This window comes from Martinezella tropici (genome assembly GCF_008370325.1).
GTDB lineage: Bacteria > Pseudomonadota > Alphaproteobacteria > Rhizobiales > Rhizobiaceae > Rhizobium > Rhizobium tropici_B.
The window spans coordinates 109,818-127,802 of the sequence record NZ_VNIP01000013.1 but is presented as its reverse complement, the minus strand read 5'-3'; the positions used below and the strand labels follow the sequence as shown (position 1 = coordinate 127,802).

General features: G+C 58.9%; 13 protein-coding genes and 2 pseudogenes. 11 read left to right on the top strand and 4 right to left on the bottom strand.

Going from position 1 to position 17,985, the window contains the following annotated elements; genetic code table 11:
• The first annotated feature begins 25 nt into the window (after positions 1-25).
• The 5 genes from FP026_RS25545 to FP026_RS25525 are packed head-to-tail and all read left to right on the top strand — an operon-like array spanning position 26 to position 5,675.
• Positions 26-1,384 carry an FAD-dependent oxidoreductase gene (locus FP026_RS25545; protein ID WP_149637379.1) on the top strand — a complete coding sequence of 453 codons (1,359 nt, stop codon included), beginning with the start codon at positions 26-28 and terminating at the stop codon, positions 1,382-1,384.
• The gene (locus FP026_RS25540) at positions 1,381-2,538 is read left to right on the top strand and encodes a CaiB/BaiF CoA transferase family protein (protein ID WP_149637378.1); all 1,158 of its coding nucleotides are present in this window, start codon (positions 1,381-1,383) and stop codon (positions 2,536-2,538) included. Before FP026_RS25545 ends, FP026_RS25540 begins: the two co-directional genes overlap by 4 nt.
• The gene (locus tag FP026_RS25535; RefSeq protein WP_149637377.1) at positions 2,535-3,311 is read left to right on the top strand and encodes an enoyl-CoA hydratase-related protein; all 777 of its coding nucleotides are present in this window, start codon (positions 2,535-2,537) and stop codon (positions 3,309-3,311) included. The genes FP026_RS25540 and FP026_RS25535 overlap by 4 nt, the downstream gene beginning before the upstream one ends.
• 35 nt (positions 3,312-3,346) lie before the next feature.
• Positions 3,347-4,270: a LysR family transcriptional regulator gene (locus tag FP026_RS25530; protein ID WP_149637376.1), complete on the top strand. Its 924-nt coding sequence runs from the start codon at positions 3,347-3,349 to the stop codon at positions 4,268-4,270.
• Positions 4,271-4,277: 7 nt separating this feature from the next.
• The gene (locus tag FP026_RS25525) at positions 4,278-5,675 is read left to right on the top strand and encodes an amidohydrolase family protein (protein WP_149637375.1); all 1,398 of its coding nucleotides are present in this window, start codon (positions 4,278-4,280) and stop codon (positions 5,673-5,675) included.
• An 18-nt stretch (positions 5,676-5,693) separates the two neighbouring features.
• Here FP026_RS25525 and FP026_RS25520 read toward each other — a convergent pair.
• The 3 genes and pseudogenes from FP026_RS25520 to FP026_RS30880 form a co-directional block, all read right to left on the bottom strand.
• Positions 5,694-6,584: pseudogene (locus FP026_RS25520) on the bottom strand (dihydrodipicolinate synthase family protein).
• A 21-nt stretch (positions 6,585-6,605) separates the two neighbouring features.
• The gene (gene fdxA / locus FP026_RS25515) at positions 6,606-6,947 is read right to left on the bottom strand and encodes a ferredoxin (protein ID WP_149637374.1); all 342 of its coding nucleotides are present in this window, start codon (positions 6,945-6,947) and stop codon (positions 6,606-6,608) included.
• 421 nt (positions 6,948-7,368) lie between these two features.
• Positions 7,369-7,479: pseudogene (locus tag FP026_RS30880) on the bottom strand (short-chain dehydrogenase); the annotation flags it as partial.
• 662 nt (positions 7,480-8,141) lie between these two features.
• On the opposite strand from FP026_RS30880, the gene FP026_RS25510 reads away from it, so the two are divergent.
• From FP026_RS25510 to FP026_RS25500, 3 genes are all read left to right on the top strand, one after another.
• Positions 8,142-9,458, top strand: coding sequence for an HlyD family efflux transporter periplasmic adaptor subunit (locus FP026_RS25510; protein WP_246665448.1), 1,317 nt, complete (start codon positions 8,142-8,144; stop codon positions 9,456-9,458).
• Between the two features lie 163 nt (positions 9,459-9,621).
• Positions 9,622-11,586 (top strand): glycosyltransferase family 2 protein, encoded by a 1,965-nt coding sequence (locus tag FP026_RS25505; RefSeq protein WP_149637372.1) that lies wholly within the window; start codon positions 9,622-9,624, stop codon positions 11,584-11,586.
• A gap of 18 nt (positions 11,587-11,604) precedes the next feature.
• Positions 11,605-12,906, top strand: a complete 1,302-nt coding sequence (locus FP026_RS25500) for a hypothetical protein (protein ID WP_149637371.1) — start codon at positions 11,605-11,607, stop codon at positions 12,904-12,906.
• Between the two features lie 169 nt (positions 12,907-13,075).
• Here FP026_RS25500 and FP026_RS25495 read toward each other — a convergent pair whose 3' ends face one another.
• Positions 13,076-14,086, bottom strand: a complete 1,011-nt coding sequence (locus FP026_RS25495; protein ID WP_149637370.1) for an AraC family transcriptional regulator — start codon at positions 14,084-14,086, stop codon at positions 13,076-13,078.
• 119 nt (positions 14,087-14,205) lie between these two features.
• Here FP026_RS25495 and FP026_RS25490 point away from each other — a divergent pair, with 119 nt between their 5' ends.
• The 3 genes from FP026_RS25490 (at position 14,206) to FP026_RS25485 (ending at position 17,885) form a co-directional block, all read left to right on the top strand.
• Positions 14,206-15,654 carry an APC family permease gene (locus FP026_RS25490; RefSeq protein ID WP_149637369.1) on the top strand — a complete coding sequence of 483 codons (1,449 nt, stop codon included), beginning with the start codon at positions 14,206-14,208 and terminating at the stop codon, positions 15,652-15,654.
• Entirely contained in the window at positions 15,651-15,827 is a 177-nt protein-coding gene (locus tag FP026_RS30345; RefSeq protein ID WP_188112686.1) for a hypothetical protein, read from the top strand. Before FP026_RS25490 ends, FP026_RS30345 begins: the two co-directional genes overlap by 4 nt.
• Before the next feature lie 72 nt (positions 15,828-15,899).
• Complete coding sequence (locus tag FP026_RS25485; protein WP_149637368.1) at positions 15,900-17,885, top strand: primary-amine oxidase; 1,986 nt, start codon at positions 15,900-15,902, stop codon at positions 17,883-17,885.
• Positions 17,886-17,985: the final 100 nt, after the last annotated feature.

The window sequence follows — 17,985 nt, the reverse complement described above, 5'->3', positions numbered from 1 at the left end:
CTTAGAAAACATCGAGGGAACACCAATGGAACAGGTTATTCACCAGCCTGCACGGGATATCCGTGTCGTCGATCGCTCCGATGTGGTCGTGGTCGGCGGAGGCCCGGCAGGGATTGCCGCAGCCGTCTCGGCCGCACGCAACGGCGCCAGCGTCACGCTTCTCGAACGCTATCCCTATGTCGGCGGCCTTGCTGCCGGTGGCATGGTGCTGGTGCTCGACGACATGATCAACGAGCTCGAAATCACGGTGCGCGGCATCTGCATGGAGATGATCGAACGCATGAAGCGTTGGGGTCTGTGCGTGACGCCGACCGATCGCGATCGCTTGATCGAGTTCCGCGACACGCCGGAGGCTTGGCAGCGTTGGGCACGCTGGGGCCTCTTCGACTTCCACACCCAGTCGATGCCGCATCCGATCTGCTTTTCGGCCGCCTTCGATCCAGATGCCTTCAAGCGCGCCGCCTATGATATGATCGCCGAAGCGAAGATCAAGCTCAGAACCCATAGCTGGTTCTCCTCGGCGATCATCGATGGCGGTGCGCTCAAGGGCGTGATCTGCCAGACCAAGGAAGGCATGCAGGCGATCCTCGGTGATGTCGTCATCGACACGACGGGCGATCTCGATGTCGCTGCAAGCGCGGGTGCTTCCCATGTCGAATCCAACTTCATTCTGACGACGGTCTCGCGCTGGGGTGGCGTCGATACGGAAGCGGCGGAACGTTTCGAACTGCAGGAGCCGGAAACCTTCAAGGCGCTCGATCACGAAGCCAAGCGGCTGATCGGCGGCTGCTGGTCCTTTTGGTGGCTGAAAACGCCGCTGCCCGGCGTCGTCTGGTTGAACTGCCCGCATATGCCGACGCTGAGTGGTCTGAAGGTCGATGACCTGACCAAAGCGGAGATGGAAGGCCGCTCGCGGATCGCAAAGCTGCTCGATTTCGCGCGCGAAAAAATGCCGGGCTTCGAGAATGCCTACGTTGTCGATTTCGCGCCCCAGACCGGCGTACGCCAAACGCGGCTGTTGCAGGGAGATTATGTCGTGACGAAGGACGACGTCATGACCCGCCGCCATTTTGCCGACACGGTTTGCCGTGGCCGTGACTACTACACGCCCTACCGCGCCATGCTGCCCAAGGAGATCGACCAGCTGATCGTTGCCGGCCGGCATTATTCGGCAACGCCGCAGGCGCAGAAATCCAGCCGCGAAATCCCGCCCTGCATGGCGATGGGCGAAGCGGCGGGTGTCGCAGCAACGGTTGCCCTCAATGCCGGCACGACCGTTCGCAAGGCCGATATCAAGGCAATTCAGAAACAGATGCGGGCTCAGGGAGCCGATCCAGGCGACACTCCCTCGGAGAACGCGACATATTTGGAGGCTGCAGAATGACGACTTTGCCACTCGACGGAATCCGCGCGATCGATTTCACGCAGGTCATGCTCGGACCTTCCTGCACGCAGGTCCTGGCCGATTACGGCGCCGAAGTCATCAAGATCGAAAAGGTCAAGATCGGCGATCTCTCGCGCTGGTCACTTGGCTCCGATCCAGACGGGCTCAACAATCCGGTCTTCTGCTCGCTCAACCGCAACAAGAAGAGCCTGGCGTTGGATCTGAAAGAGGCCGGCGCCCGCAAGACCGTCCAGGCGCTGCTCGAAACCGCGGATGTCGTCGTCAACAACTTCCGGCCTGGCGTGATGGAACGCATGGGCTTCGGCTATGAAGACCTGAAAAAGATCAATCCCGGCCTGATCTATGCCGTTGGCACCGGCTTCGGGCTGACCGGCCCCTATCAGCACAAGGGCGGTCAGGATGTGCTGGCGCAGGCCGTCTCCGGCGTGATGCGCCGTAAGTCGGACAACAGCCACCCGACCTCAATCTATGCCACGCCGCTTGCTGACTATTCGGCCGGCATGCATCTCGTCCAGGGCATCCTGCTCGCCCTGCTGCAACGCGACAAGACCGGCGAAGGTCAACAGGTCGCCGTCAGCCTCTACAACTCCATGATCGCCATGCAGATGCAGGAAGGCACGACGCATCTGATGCGGCAGAAGGACCTGAACTGGGGTGCCTTCCCGCTAACGGGTGTTTTCGAGACAACGGACAGCGCGATCGTCATGGTCGGCGCCTTCAAGCCGAACCCCTTGCGCGACATCTGTGAAGCGCTTGAGATCGAGGATCTCTCGCAATATCCGCAGTACAAGGATTTCGACGCGCAGATGGCCCGGCGGCCGGAGCTACAGGCAATCTTCCGTGAGAATTTCGCCAAGAACAGTACCGCGCACTGGATCGCCCGGCTGGAAGGCGTCGATATCCTCTGCGCGCCGGTGCGTTCGCTCCCCGAGGCGCTGAAGGACGAGCAGACGATCATCAACAAGATGATCCTGGAGGCAGGCGAGACCGCCGCCGGTCCGATCCGCTTGATCGGTTCGCCGATCGACATGTCGGCCGCACCGGTCACCGTGCGGATCGCGCCGCCACAGCTCGGCCAGCACAATGAGGAAATTCTGGCCTCGCTTTCCGAGGTGCAGGGAAACGCCGCATGAGCGTTTCCTTCACTGTAGAAGACCGCGTCGCCCGCGTGACGCTTGACCGGCCCGACCGGATGAATGCGGTTGATGCGGAGACCGAGGCAAGGCTGGAGTCGATCTGGACCGAGATCGAGAGACGCGACGACATCAGTTGTGTCGTCCTGACAGGCTCAGGCGAAAAGGCTTTTTGCGCAGGCGCCGACCTCAAGGGCGGCAACGGCAGTTCCGGCGTCGATTATTGGACCGTCGGGCGAGAAAACGGCTTTGGCGGCCTTGCCTTCCGCCGCTCGCTCGACGTGCCCGTCATCGCCCGAGTCAACGGCTACGCGCTGGGCGGCGGTTTCGAGATGGTGCTCGGCTGCGACATCGTCATTGCGGTGGAAACGGCACGCTTCGGCTTGCCAGAAGCACGCGTCGGCCGCATGCCGCTCGATGGCGGTATGGTGCTCCTGCAACGCAAGATTCCGTTCAATCGTGCCATGGCCGTGATGCTGACAGGGCGGCAGTTCGACGCACAGGAAATGGCGAGCTACGGCATCGTCAACGAAGTCGTCTCGGCCGGCGAGCTTGATGCTGCTGTTGAGGGCTGGGTCTCCGATATCATTGCCTGTGCGCCGCTGTCGCTGCGTGCGATCAAGCAGACGGTCAATCGCACGGCGCATTTGAGCCCGGCCGAGGCGCAGGCATTGCGGACGCCAGCCCTCATCAAGGCGCTGAAAAGCGAGGATGCCATGGAGGGTGTGGCGGCCTTCCGCGAGAAGCGTGCGCCCATTTGGCGCGGCAGATAGGCATGCTATAGCTTCGAGATTGCCGAGGGCTTTCTATGCATGCCAGCATCCTGAAATATTTCACCGAGGTCGCACGCTCGGGATCGATCCGCAAGGCGTCCGAAGAGCTGCATGTGGCAACCTCCGCCGTCAGCCGCCAGATCAAGAAACTGGAAGACGAGCTTGGGACACCGTTGTTCGAGCGCTTTTCCGACGGTTTGCGCCTAACGTCTGCCGGCGAAATCGTGCTGCGCCATGCCAAGGAGACGCTGCAGGACTTCGAGGTAATGAAGTCCAATCTCGGCGACCTTCAGGGAAAGAATACGGGCCGCGTCCATATCGCCGCTCTCGACAGCCTGCTCGTCACATTTCTTCCTAATTTCATTAAGAGGTTTCATAAGCTGCATCCTGCGGTCGACTTTCGCGTGCGAGCAGGAGCCTACAACAATATTTTCCATTTCATGGCGGCTGGCGACATTGATATCGGCATCAGCTTTGACCTTGCGACCCCACATGACCTCAAGCTTGTGGGTTCGATCCGCACAGCCTTCATGGCCATGGTCGCATCATCGCATCCATTGGCGCGGGCGAAATCGGTGACGTTGCCAGAGTGCGCCCAATATAAGCTGCTTCTGGCGCTCGACAGCGAAGTCGTCAGCTCAGCGATAGCAGTCGAACTTGCGGGCCTCAATCGTGTGGGGCGAACGTTGGTCGCATCCAACAATCCAATCCTCCTCAAACCATTGATCATGTCGGGTGACGGCATTGGTTTTTTTACCCCGGTTGGACTCTGGCCGGAAATCCAAACCGGCGAAATCGTTGCCATCCCGATCAGGGACTTCAAGCTCAGCACTGTCGATATCGCTATTTTCGTACCGCGCGATCGGCATCTAACTCATGCTAGCCAAGCAGTCATCGAGCTGCTGAATACCGAGTTGCGCCGGTTCGGCGAGGATTTGAGAGCCATCGTCAGCAGATGAGAAAAGCATGAAAAAGATCCGCCTGCTAAAACGTCCTGGCTATGGCCCGGCCACGTGCTTTGACAGATTGGCAGACCTGCCATCGCAATTCGACGCTGTGACTGCGCTGCCCGGCGATCTGATCATGCCGTCACCTGTCAATGCCCACGATCATGGCTACGGCATCCGCACCCTCGATTTCGGCGCGGCCGACGACGCACTGGAAGCCTGGATACCGGGCCTCAGGCTGCGGCCGCGAACGGATGCCTATCTCGAAGCGCTCGTCGCCTTCGGCCGCCTTGCCAAAACTGGCGTCGGCGCGACCATGCATTGCCACAACTCGCTCAACGTTGATCGTCTGGTCGATGAGGCGAGCGCGGTTATGCGGGCCGCAGGCGATGTCGGCATTCGACTTGGCCTCTCCTGCCCACTACTCGACCACGATGCCTGGGCCTATGATGGCGGCCCGCAGCGATTACGCCCGTTTCTCTCCGAGGGCGATTGGGATGCGCTCGCCGGCACGATTCCGAATTATGCTCCCATTCACATACAGTTTGATGCCGTCGAGGCTGTCGCCGCCGCAAATACCAATCCGTTGATCGATGTGCAGTATGGCCCGATCGGCCCGCAATGGTGTTCGAACGCGCTTCTGGAGGCGATTGCCGAGGCTTCCGCGCTGCGTGGCCGGCGTATCCACATGCATCTGCTCGAGAGCCCGCGCCAGCGCGCCTGGCTCGATCGACGTTTCCCCGAGGGCGTCATCACCTATCTCGACAAAATCGGCTTCCTGTCGCCGCGGCTCGCCATTGCCCATGGCGTCCAGTTGCGCCCCGATGAACTCGAATTGCTCGCCGAGCGTGGCGTGCAGCTCGTCAGCAATCCCTCAGCCAATCTTCGCCTCCGCTCAGGCGTCGCCCCGATCGCCTCCGCTCTAGAGATCGGCGGCCCGGCCTTCGCCATTGGTCTCGACGGCACCGGACTGGATGACGATCAGGATCTCTGGCGGGAGATGCGGCTCCTCTACCTCCTGCAGAGCGGTCGCGGCCTGACGCGACGATTGACGGCGCAGAATGTGTTCGATGCCGTCATCCGCGTGGGCGGCCAAGTGATCAATGCAGACGAAGCCGAAGATTTCACCATCATTGACTATCAGGCCTTGATCGCCGACTCGCTGTTCGACGACCTCGATGAGGCGGAAATCCTGCTGACCCGTATGAGCGCCAAACACGCAAAGGGGCTTGTCATTGCGGGCCGGGAGGTGATGCACCAGGGAAAACTGGCAGGCCCCGACTTTGACGCAGCCTTGTTCGAGCTCCTGGCACAGGCCAGAGCCGATCTGCCAAGGCTTAAGAAGCAACGTCCTCTTGTTCGAGCTTTGTCGGAAGCCACGCGTGCCTATTATGCGACCTGGCCTGGGATCTCGTGATTTCGAGCCAGGCGGAGATCATGCGTCGACCAGCGCGACAAGCCGCAATGCTTCGAGGCTTTCGAGCCTTTTCTTGTCGCTGATCGGCAATTGCGGCGGCAACACCCTGTTCCAAACTGCATTTCCGGTGCGCTTGCCAACCAGGTACTTGACCGCCGGAATGAGGGGATGAGTGGCGATGGCCTGCCGTAGACCACGCACCTGATCCAGCAGCTGGGCATTCCCCTGATCGTGCCATAGTCGTTGCGACGAGGAAGGGTCGATGTTGACTGTCGCCGAGATGCAGCCCGCATAGCCATCGCGACCGGCATCGGCAAGCGCCGCCTCGCTACTCGGGAAGACGCCGAAGCCGGCGATCTTGGCAAGCTCGCGCGCATAGGCAAGATTGCCGGAACTATCCTTCTCCCCAAGAATCCGCTTTGGAAAGGCCTGCGAAAGCCGCGCCGACAAGGCGGGTGAAAACTCGATGCCGGTCAATTGCGGGAAGTTATAGAGGTAGATCGCGATCGGCGTCTCCGCCGTCATTCTCACAAGCTCGGCAAACCAGGCAAACAAGCCCTCTTCCTCAACCGGCTTTTAGTAATAGGGCGGCAGCACGAGGGCTGCCGCAAACCCAAGATCGAAGGCACGGCGCGTCAATGCAACCGTCGTTTCCAGATCCGGCGTGCCGGTCCCGACCATCAGCCTGCTACCATCCAATTCCCGCGCCGCGGTCATCATGAGAGCGCTGCGTTGGGTTGCGGAAAGAGTGTTGGCCTCACCCGTCGTGCCCAACACGTTCAGGAAATCGCAGCCATTATTAAGGCACCAGCGGGCGTGTTCGATGAAGGCGGCATCATCGATATCGCCATGATCGTCGAAAGGTGTGGGCACGGCGGCGATCACGCCGGAAATCCGGATCTGCGTCACGAAAAGGCTCCAAGCATTCTATCAGATTCCGCTTTCGGTCGGGCTGCGATAGGCTGCCACGAAAGGATGATCGAGTCTGGTGACGCGGCTCTTGTCCCAACCACCGGGGGCGCCCCATCCAGTGACGTCATCGGCAAAGAAATCGCGATTGACCTCGCGCAGGAACAGCCGCTCCGTTGGCATTTCCTCGTCCCACAAGATAGCGTCGACTGGACAGACAGAAAGACAGAGCCCGCAATTGATGCATTCCTCCGGCTGAATGTAGAACATCCTTCCGCCCTCATAGATGCAATCGACCGGACAGGCGACCGTGCAGGCCCCATCCTTCGTATCGATGCAGGGTTCGGTAATTACGTAAGCCATGACCTTCGCCTTACGGCGCTCGGAACTGCGCCTTTAGCAAACTATGACAAACTAGAGCGTTCTTAAGAAGCGCCGATTTTCGGTTCTCTCCTTGCCGAAACGGCAATGCTCGGGTCGAGCGAGTGGGTTCGAAACGCAGATGATGCAGGTCTTTCAGCCGGCATGCAGTAGCCGCTTGCCGGTCTACTCATCCGCTGCAATATCATCCGACAATCGCCTTTTCTTTCGCAAGAAGCAGAAGATGGGGAGCGGGAAAAAGTCGTGAAGCAGCTCGTGGGCGATGGCACGTCATTCAATCTCCAGCGAAACAGATTCGCGGTGGGCGGCCGCCTTTGGGGAAAGGACGATCCAGCACTAAAGGACGAGATCAGACAGCGTCTGGTCGCTGAGTTGATGTCGGCGTGACGAGCTGTTCGGGATGCGAAAAGGCCGAGAGTGCTTCGGCGCCGGCGCGCGCGTCCGGCGATGCCAGCCACTCGGCATTCATATCCGTCTCCGTCACACCCGACAGCACGGCATTGACCGTAATCCCGACATTCCGGCCCGGAGAGGACTTCCATCTTGAAATGGCTGCTAGTCAAATGACCAACATTACTCCTCCCCACTTAGCTAAGTGGGGGAGTGTGTCCGGGCCTTTCGGGGGCCACTTCAAGCCTTACATCTACCTCTTTATGAGTATCCAAGGTTCCATGAGAAGTATATTTGGTAGTATTTTCGTAAAAATAATATCGCGGCGGTTGCAAATCATCTAGCAGGCAGAAGCGTGTCAGACATCAAACAGCACCGGTGACAGCATATGCCTCCCTTTTGTGCGTTCGTTCGGATATCCGCCGCAGCTTCTATGATCGCCGTCTTCACAGGAAGATAGAAGGAAATTCTGATCTCGTTTCGAGGGCTGCTTTAAAAGTGTTCTGACCAATTCTTGAGCATTCGAGGCTCATCGCATTAGCACAATTTTAAGGATGTTGCGGCGCACAACAAATCATGTAACGATCCACGCATTCTTTCGGGAGGAAGAATATAGGCAGCTTCATTAAAGGAACTGTAGCTATGTTTTCCCTTCTCAAAAGCAATTATAATCAAAAAAATGGCGCGTCCGTTAGATTGTCGTCTTATGCTGTACTTGGTGTCATCGGAACAGTATTTGCCTCGTCTGCATTTCCGCCCTTCTTCACCTCGACATCGAGCCGCGCCGTGATAAACGCGCCACTTGTGCCGTTGACGACGCCGATCAGCGGCAAGGTGGCGTCGCTTGGCTCCGCTGACCAGATCACCGTGGAGAACGATCGAGTCGACAATTCCACTTTGATCGGCCTGAAGGTCCAGCTTGTGGCTTTGCACGACGAGCTGGCGCAGAAGAACGGCATCGTCGCAGACTATGCACAGCGCATCAAGGATTTCGAAAACGACCTGGCGGGCCAACAAGCAGCACTGCTGGCCAGGAGTAATGCCGATCTCAAGGCGGCGGAGGCCGCTTTGGAGATGGTGACCTATTCGTCCCGCATTGCAAAGGCTGAAGCGGCGCGCAAGCTCAAACTCATGGCTCGGGGAATAGCCGCAGGCACCCAGGACGAGGTTGCCGACACCGTCCGCCTGGAGGATGCGAAGCTTGAGGCAGCCGGGCTCTCGGTCGCCAAGCTTAAGGCGGAAGTCGATTTCGCGCGCCAAGGCATCTATGTGGGCGCCGACTTGCAGTCGCTGCAAAATCTTCAGCAGGAAATCCGCACCCGCAAGGCCGATCTGCTGCAGATCAAGATGCAGATCGCCACGATGCGCTCGAAGGAAGCCGAGTTAAGCTCTCTCGTTGTGACGGAGGGCGAACGGGTCCAAAGGCTGGCCCGCGCCGAACTCCACATTCCCCAGACGAGCCAACTTTACAAGCCGGTAGCCGCATCTGGGCGTGAGGTTACTGCCGGCGACACATTGGCGGAGATGCTCGACTGCCGCGATGCGTTCGTCGTGGCGATTTTCTCCGAACGGCAAGCTCAGGCGCTTGCCGTCGGTTCGAAGGTTCAAGTCAGAGCCGACGGCTGGGCGCGCGTGGCAGACGGGACAATCACACGGTTGGTTCCCCGCACGACGGACAGGGTCGACCTCGATTATGCCGTGCCGTTCCCGCCGACGGAGCGTCGCGAGCTATATGTCTATATCCGGCTGACCGAGCCGGATCAGGCCGTGTTTCGCGACAACCAATTCTGCTCCGTCGGAACATGGGTAGATGTGACAATGCCCGAGCAGTGGCTGCAGAAAACGCAGGAATATATCCGCGAGGCATCGACATCCCTTATCGGCATTGCACAGGCATCCGCGGCGCAGTGGCCCGCTGCCGAAACAGAGCTGAACGGACTTGAGCAGCGGCCCGCCGTACGGCTCGGCGCGGCGAAAGGTATCGGCCGCGGCATGAAAGGCCCTCGGGACATCTCGGCCCCGGAAGAGAGGCCGGCTGTCCAGTCGTCCCGAGCCGTCGACCTGCTGAACGAGAGGATGGCCATTCTCCCGGCCAAGAGCTGACGCGGGCAATCGTGCGGTAACGGAAAACATTCACATACCAACCGGCGAATGAAAGCAGACGCCAGCCTTGCTCGATGAGCCGCCATCCCCCGTCGAAAGCCGCGCGGACACGCGACTGCGCGGCGAGGCTCGTGGTTGCGCTAAAGTAACGAAGGAAGGGATCATGTTTTTCAATTCCAACGACGACGTCTTCAGTGTGCTGGCCTTCGACCTTCTCATCGCGATTTGCGCACTCCTTTTCGCAATACTCGGCGATCCGAAACGGATGTTCGAGCGGGCTGCCTTCAGCCTGCTCATGCTTTTATCGCTCGGGCTCTACATTTCATGGCGCGCGCTCGACACGCTGCCGCCGTTCGAGCTTTCTGCTGAGACGATCTGGAACTACATCTATTTCCTCTTCGAAGCCGTGTCGGTGCTTTATGCCATGGGCTCGGTGCTGATTTTGCTGCGGAGGACGGATTGGACTGAGCAGGCCGACCGCAGCGAGCAGGAGCTGACGGCAGCAGCAAACCTTCCCTCGGTCGATGTGTTCATTTGCACTTACAATGAGCCGCTGAATATCCTGGAAAAGTCCGTCATCGCCGCTCAAGCAATGGATTATCATCGGCTGCGGGTCTTTGTCTGTGATGACACGCGCCGGCCGGAGGTTCGCCAATATTGTGAACGCGTCGGGGTCAACTACCTGACGCGCCCAGATAACAAACACGCCAAGGCCGGCAACCTCAACAACGCGCTGCGCCACACCAACATGCTCGCCGACGTCTCCGATTTCATCATGGTTCTTGATGCTGATTTCGCGCCTCAGGCGAACTTCCTCAATCGCGTCGTCGGCCTCTTTAAGGACGGCAAGGTCGCTGTTGTCCAGACACCGCAATTCTACTTCAACAGCGATCCCATTCAGCACAATCTTGGTATCCGCCACTCTTTCGTCGATGACCAAAGGGTCTTTTTCGATACGTTCCAACCAGCAAAGGACGCGGCCGGATGCGCATTCTGCGTCGGAACCAGCTTCGTCGTCCGCCGGGCGGCGGTCAATGAAATCGGCCGCTTTCCTCATGAAGCACTCTCGGAAGACATGCTGCTGACCTATCGCCTGATGGAGCGAGGTTATGTGACCCGCTGGCTCAATGAGAAGCTGAGCGTCGGGCTGTCGGCCGAAGGCATTCCCGAATACATCACGCAAAGGACCCGCTGGTGTCTCGGCACCATCCAGATCGGCCTCTTGCGCGATGGACCGCTCTGGCGCGGCAATTTCACGCTCACTCAGCGGCTTCACTACTTGCACGGCCTGTTTTGCTGGCTGTCCAAGCCATTCATTCTCTGCCTCCTGCTGGCGCCTTCCATCTATTGGCTGACCGGCATGCCCGCACTGCAGGCCGATGAGTTGCTCTTCATGAAATACGGCCTCAGCTCGCTTTTCCTGTTCTGGGCCTATTCGGCGTGGATCTCCGAAAGGCGCACGCTACCCCTCTTCACCGAGGTCACACACGCGCTGACGGCCGTGCCGATCACGATCACCCTTCTCCAGGCGATCCGTAAGCCGTTCGGCCGCCCATTCAAGGTGACGGAAAAGGGCGGCGACAGGTCCGCAATCCGGGTCCATCGGCCGACGGCGCTGTTCTTCAGCTTCGTCGCGGCGATGTCGGCGCTCTCCGTCATCCGGGTGGTTTACGGCTGGGATGCGCCGGTCGAATTTTCGGGGCGCGAGTGCCTCAATCTCGTCTGGTCCGCAGTTGCGATGGTCATCGCCTTCACTAGCCTGCTTTGCTGCATCGAATTGCCACGCCTCGGCCAGGAAGAGCCCATCGAGATCAGTCTCAACGCGAAACACAAAGCAGACGGCAAGATTGCCGATACGACGATAACGGCCTTGTCCACAGAAGGCGCCACCATTGCACGATTGGCCCCGGTTGGTTCTCAAGACGAGGCCTTGTTCATCCCCGAAGTCGGCTGGGTTTCGGCAGGCGCCAGTTCCGCGCCGTCGGCCACGCCGTTTGCACTATTTCCGACACCGGAGCAACATGATGCGATCTTGCGGCTGCTGTTTAGAACCGCGCCCGGCAACGTGGCCGAAAAGGGCGATCTTGGCAAATCGATGCGGATGCTCCTATCGCGCGCTTTATCCTGATGAACAAAAGGGGCTGAGATGCATCTTTTGCGCAGCATCGGAAAGAAGGCCGTGGTCGATCTGTTTGGGACCTTCCTGGCCGTCGTCGTGACTATCGCTTTGTCGGCCGACGGCGCCGCGGCGTTGAGCGGAGGGCGCGAGGCACAGCTCGCCTCAAGGCTCTGCGATGGGCTGATCTCCCATATGAACGGCGATCCGGCGCAACCCTTCATCTTTCGAAGCTTCGAGCCCGCGAACGGCGGTTCACGGCTGCATTCCACACTTGAAAACACCGGCTTCACCTACGACAACGCACTTGCAGCGATAGCGCTCTATGCCTGCGGCCGAAAGGCCGAAGCCGATCGCGTTGCCGACGCGCTCGTGCTCGCGCTGAACACGGATCGATATTATCACGACGGACGGCTGCGCAACGCCTACCGTTCTGGCCCCGTTGTAACCGGCAAGGAGGGAATGTTGCTGCCCGGCTATTGGAATTCCACCGCCAATTCCTGGGAGGAAGACGGATATCAGGTGGGCAGTGCGACGGGCAGCACGGCTTGGGCAGCGCTCGCGCTGCTTGCGGCCTACGAGCAGACGGACCTTCCGGCTTATCTCGACGCTGCCGGCAAGATCATGGAATGGATCCATATCGCCGCGGCAGACCCGCAAAATCCCGGCTATTTCGGCGGCTTTGTCGGGCCTGAACCCGCACCCGATCGCGTGACGTGGAAATCCACGGAACACAATCTCGATGTTTATGCCGCCGATGGCTGGCTCGCCCGCCTCCATGCCCAGAGCGACTGGAAGCATCTCGGCGATCATGCACGCCTGTTTCTGGACGCGATGTGGGACGAGAAGGAGGGGCGCTTTTTCATCGGCAGCATGCCTGGCAGCAACGCGCCGAATACGACTATGTCGGGTCTGGACGCGGAACTATGGCCGCTCATTGCCGTGCCGGCCTATGCGGCCAGGGCGGGACGCGTTCTGGAATGGACGGAGCGCCATCATGGTGTCGACGGCGGCTTCGACTTCAACGACGATCGCGACGGCATCTGGCTCGAAGGGACCGCACAGGCCGCGCTTGTCTTTCGCCTTTCCGGCCGGGCAACCGAGGCCGAGCCGTTGCTCGCCACCATCTCTGCGCAAGTGGCGCCGGACGGCCTCGTTTATGCGACGGTGAAGGACGAGCTGTCGACCGGGCTTCAGGTCGGCCCCAATTCCGCACCCGGCGATTTCAGGTACTTTCGTCTGCCGCATATCGCCGCGACGGCATGGGCCGTGCTCGCCGCTCTTGGCCACAATCCCTTCATCGGCATGGCCGACCAGCGGGCCAACCGGTGAGCAGGAGAGGTCCTGCAATCGGTTACAGCAGGACCCGTATTGTGTTGTTTTCCGATGTGCGATGCCGATATCATCCGCCAACCAGCATGGCCTTTTGACTCTCGAAGAAAAGTGAATGTTCGATACATCAATACTATAGATGGCCCAGACAGATTTCGAGACACAACGATCACTTACCCCAGGTGCGCCGTGCACGCCAAAGAACAGTGTTATCGGCATAACCCGCGATACGAGCTATCTCGGTCATCGAGCTACCGTTCTCTCTTTTCAGATGAAGCGAGACAAGTGCTTGGCGATACTCTTGAATGAGAATACGCAAAGAGGTTCCCTCTAGCGAAAGCTTTCGCTGGAGGCTGCGTGGCGACATCTGCAATTCGCTGGCGAAGGCCGCAATCGTGATCTGTCTGTGACCAAGATAGATTCCGATAAGGCTCTGAACCTTTTCAGTGAAGGTTGCTTCCGATCCAGGTCGATCGAGTAGATCGGCAATGTGCCGCAGCAAGATTTCGATCAGGCCCTTGTCTTCAGCACGATGGACGCGGTCTGCTTCCATCTTCGACATGATGATGCGATTGCCGGATTGCCCGAACAGGATTGGCGCAGCGTAAATCCGCGAGAGAGAGCTTGTGTCCCGGGGGGCCCGATGCTCGAAGTGAATTTCAATTGGCCGCCAGCCGCGGCGGAAGCACGAACGCACGAGTTGGCACGACGCAGCAATCGTAAACTCGCTGTCCTGCCGACGCGGCCACATGGAAGGGTCATCGACGCGGTAGCTCCACACAAAGTCACCGTTCTCTTCGAAAACGCCGGAACTGGTGGCCCCCTGTACAGCGTTAACATACCGCGACAGGCGCTCGAAGGCAGAGCGAATAGTCGGAGACAAGGCGAATAGCATACCGATCGGCCCGATATCCGCGGGCTTGAAGCCGACACCCATCCTGGCTCCGAGGCACGGCTCGCCCGTGACAAGCGCTGCATCCTCAAATAGCGCGACGTATCGCGCCATCGGCAAAACCGCATAAGGGTCCTCGAGCTGCGACCTCAAAATGCCATGCGATGCTAGAAGAAGATCGGTCTTTCGAGATCTCCTGTCAATTTCCTGCACCAGAGGAATGAGCACAGAGGCGCGAATTGAGGCAAAGGCCGGCATCTTGCTGACTAAATGCGGTGCAGTTGCCATTTCAAGCATCCGTGGCAGCTAGTGTGGCGCAGATTATCGATTCATCAGCGTAACTTGCAATTTCAATGCCAGAAACCGGCGCGTAGCTTCCTTGCAAATGATAAGGAAGGGGTTCTCCAATGACACCGGAAGCAATTATGCCGGCAGCCACACCACCGGATCGGCTGGCCAAAAATTCTGTCGGTCTTGCCCACATCGTGTTTTTCGTGGTGGCCGCTGCCGCTCCGCTGACTGCGGTCGTCGGAGCGTCGCCTGCAGCCTTCGCTTTCGGCAACGGCGCCGGCGTCCCGGGTGCTTTTGTGCTGGCTGGCCTGCTCTATTTGATCTTCTCCGTGGGCTTCACTGCAATGAGCCGGCATGTCGGCGGTGCGGGCGCCTTCTATACCTACATCACAAACGGCATCGGAAAGCCGGCCGGCGTCGGCGGCGCGTTTATGGCGCTAGTGACTTATAGTGCCGTGCAGATCGCCATCTACGGCCTGTTCGGATTCTTCATGGCAGGCGCTGTTGCACCTTTGGGCCTTGTATTGCCTTGGTGGGCGTGGTCATTTGCCGCACTGATGATCGTGCTGATCTGCGGTCAGCGCAACATAGCGTTTTCAGGCACAATCCTCGGCGTCTGCATGATTGCCGAGATCGCGATCTTGCTCCTGCTCGACTTGGCGATCGTCTTCACCGGAGGCGGCCAGGAAGGCATGAGCCTCTCGTCCTTCGCCCCCACGTCGGTGTTCGCCCCCGGCCTCGGCGTCGCGCTGGTCTTCGTGATAGGCTCCTTCATCGGCTTCGAAGCGACAGCCATCTTCGGTGAGGAGGCCCAAAATCCCGAAAAGACAATACCACGCGCAACCTATGTCGCAGTGACATTGATCACATTGTTCTACGCGTTCTCGACATGGGCCATCGTGCAGTTCTACGGTCCGAGTAAGGTGCAGGCCGCTGCCAATGCCGGGCTGGACAGCTTCTATATCAACGCCGCAAATTCCGTCCTTGGCGCATGGTCAGGCCAGGCGATGAATGTGCTGCTGATTACCAGCCTGTTTGCATGCATCCTGTCCTTCCACAATACTCTCAACCGATACTTCTTTGCTCTGGGCCGCGAGGGCCTCGCTCTGAAGGCACTGGGCAAGGCCCACCCGAAGCATGGGTCGCCCTATGTCGCAGGCCTCCTTCAAAGCGCGATTGCCGCCGTGGTGGTCGGTCTGTTCGTCGCCTTTGATGCCGATCCCTACACGGTTGTCTTCTCCTGGATGTCGGCGCTTGCAGGTATTGGCATACTGCTTGTGCAGGCGCTGGTCTCGATCGCAATCATTATGTTCTTCAGGAAAACACCGTCAGCCCACGGTCCTTGGACAACTGTCGTCGCGCCGATCATCAGTCTTGTCGGTCTCTTGAGCTCGCTCGTCCTTGTTAGTGCCAACCTCTCGCTTCTGTCCGGCAGCGAAAGCATCATTGTCCAAGCATTCCCCTATGCCATGGTCGCCGTCGGCATTCTTGGGGCGATCTTCGCGGTCCGGGTCAGGAAATCTCAACCGGATCTGTATGCCTCCCTCGGAAAGGTCTTCGAATGACTTCAACATTCCAATTCGCGCCCTCCGATCGGCTTCTCCCGCTGGCCGCTGCCTTCCTTCTCGTCGCAACGCTAGCCGCCGGTATCCAGACGCATGCCTTCTGCTCGATCTTCTGCGTTCACGGCGATCATATGATCGCGAGTGAGATCTGCGCACACCGCTCGCAGGACTGACATACGTCGTTCCGGGAAGGGCGCGGCGCCTCCATGCCGCCCTGACTTCTTCCACATTCGAAAGGCAAACCCATGGACGCTATCGTTGCACTCACCCATCCACTCGATCCGCTGAGCCTCGAAGAGATTGCGGCCGCGGTTGCGATCCTGAAAGCTGCGCAAGCACTCTCCGCCACTGTTCGCTTTCCAATCATTCGCCTCAAAGAGCCAACAAAGGCGGACCTAGCGAGCTTCCGTCAGGGCATCTGCCTTCCACGCCTTGCCTTCCTTCTCGCCATGGATATCAGCAACGGCGAGACTTTTGAGGCCATCGTCGATCTGAAGCAGAGCACGGTTGCCTCCTATGTACGCCTGCCGCTCGATGAAATGCCCTTTGGGCAGCCGCCTGTCATGCTCTGCGAATTCGAGACCATCGAGGGTACGGTGAAATCCGATCCTCGCTGGATCGCCGCAGTCAAGAAGCGCGGCATCACCGACGAAGACATCCCTTTGATCCAGATCGACCCGTTCTCGTCCGGCTATTTCGGCCGCGAATTCGAGCAGGGCAAACGTATCGTTCGCGCAGTTTCTTACTGGCGCGGAGATATTCGCGACAACGGCTATGCCCATCCTATCGAAGGTGTCGTCGCGGTGGTCGACCTGATCGCCAATGAAGTGGTCGACCTCCACGATGACGAGAAGATCATTCCGGTGCCGAAGAAGAAGCGGAACTATGGTCGAGAGTCATTTCCCGAGACAAGGGCTGACCTGAAACCACTTCATATCGTGCAGCCGGAGGGTACCAGCTTTTCCGTCGATGGCTGGAAAGTAGAATGGCAGGGCTGGAGCTTCCGCGTCGGCTTCACACCGCGCGAAGGACTGGTCATCCACGAGCTGGGCGTCGATGATCAGGGCCGACAACGACCAGTGATCTTCCGCGCGAGCGTCACGGAAATGGTCGTGCCCTATGCCGACCCAACTGCCAATCACTATTGGAAGAGCGCTTTCGACGCGGGCGAATATGGCCTGGGTCGCTTGGCGAACTGCCTCGAGCTCGGTTGCGACTGCCTTGGCCAGATTCACTATTTCGATGTACCGGCCGCCGATGATTTCGGTCAGCCTTTTGTCATGAAAAATGCCATCTGCATGCACGAGGAAGACTATGGCATTCTCTGGAAGCATTACGAATTCCGCAACGGCATTTTCGAGGTCCGCCGTTCGCGCCGCCTCGTCATCTCCTTTTTTGCTACCGTGGGAAATTATGACTACGGCTTCTACTGGTATCTCTACCAAGATGGCACTATCCAGCTGGAAGCAAAGCTGACCGGCATCATCCAGACGGCAGCCGTTGCCAACGGCGAGACCTATCGCTGGGGTGGCATGGTCGACGACAATCTCGGTGGGCCGACCCACCAGCATTTCTTCAACGCCCGCCTGCACATGGATATTGATGGCGGTGGCAACACGGTGACGGAACACGATTTCGTGCCGCGTCCGTGGGGCGAGGATAATCCTTACGGCAACGTCTTCGATACCAAGACCCGCGTCCTGAAGAGGGAGCTGGATTCTCCATCTTTAGCCAATGGCGAAACGGGGCGATACTGGAGGATACAAAACGCGAACGTGACGAACAGCGTTGGCAAGGCGCCGGGGTACAAGCTTGTTGCCATGCCCTCGCCCGTAATGCTTGCTCAGCCCGAATCCACGGTTGCGCAGCGTGGGGGCTTCGCCAAGAAGCATATCTGGGTTACCGCATTCGACGAGAAGGAGAAGTACGCCAGCGGCGACTACCCCAACGTCCATGCGGGTGGCGATGGCCTACCGGCTTACGTTAAACAGAACCGACCCATCGAGAACGCCGATGTGGTTGTCTGGCATTCTTTCGGCCACACCCATGTCTGCAAGCCGGAGGATTTTCCAATCATGCCGGTAGAATACACGGGCTTCACGCTAAAACCCAATGGCTTTTTCGCGAGCAACATTGCAATGGACCTACCGCCAGAGGTCAACAGACATAGCATCGACAACCGCCTTGAAGCGTCGGGAGACAAGCTAGCTCAGAGCTGCTGCGGTAAGTGATTGCCGACACACTCCCGGAGGCAAGTCTCTGGAAGAATAAAAGTCCCCAATGTCGCTTTGCACTTACCCGTAAAGCTGCGCCCCAACAAAATCATATAGT

Coding starts and splice junctions, on each gene's coding strand:
- FP026_RS25545 (WP_149637379.1), top strand. CDS start 26: ATGGAACAGGTTATTCACCAGCCTGCACGGGATATCCGTGTCGTCGAT.
- FP026_RS30345 (WP_188112686.1), top strand. CDS start 15,651: ATGACTTCAACATTCCAATTCGCGCCCTCCGATCGGCTTCTCCCGCTG.
- fdxA (WP_149637374.1), bottom strand. CDS start 6,947: ATGGCTTACGTAATTACCGAACCCTGCATCGATACGAAGGATGGGGCC.
- FP026_RS25540 (WP_149637378.1), top strand. CDS start 1,381: ATGACGACTTTGCCACTCGACGGAATCCGCGCGATCGATTTCACGCAG.
- FP026_RS25535 (WP_149637377.1), top strand. CDS start 2,535: ATGAGCGTTTCCTTCACTGTAGAAGACCGCGTCGCCCGCGTGACGCTT.
- FP026_RS25530 (WP_149637376.1), top strand. CDS start 3,347: ATGCATGCCAGCATCCTGAAATATTTCACCGAGGTCGCACGCTCGGGA.
- FP026_RS25490 (WP_149637369.1), top strand. CDS start 14,206: ATGACACCGGAAGCAATTATGCCGGCAGCCACACCACCGGATCGGCTG.
- FP026_RS25525 (WP_149637375.1), top strand. CDS start 4,278: ATGAAAAAGATCCGCCTGCTAAAACGTCCTGGCTATGGCCCGGCCACG.
- FP026_RS25485 (WP_149637368.1), top strand. CDS start 15,900: ATGGACGCTATCGTTGCACTCACCCATCCACTCGATCCGCTGAGCCTC.
- FP026_RS25495 (WP_149637370.1), bottom strand. CDS start 14,086: ATGGCAACTGCACCGCATTTAGTCAGCAAGATGCCGGCCTTTGCCTCA.
- FP026_RS25505 (WP_149637372.1), top strand. CDS start 9,622: ATGTTTTTCAATTCCAACGACGACGTCTTCAGTGTGCTGGCCTTCGAC.
- FP026_RS25500 (WP_149637371.1), top strand. CDS start 11,605: ATGCATCTTTTGCGCAGCATCGGAAAGAAGGCCGTGGTCGATCTGTTT.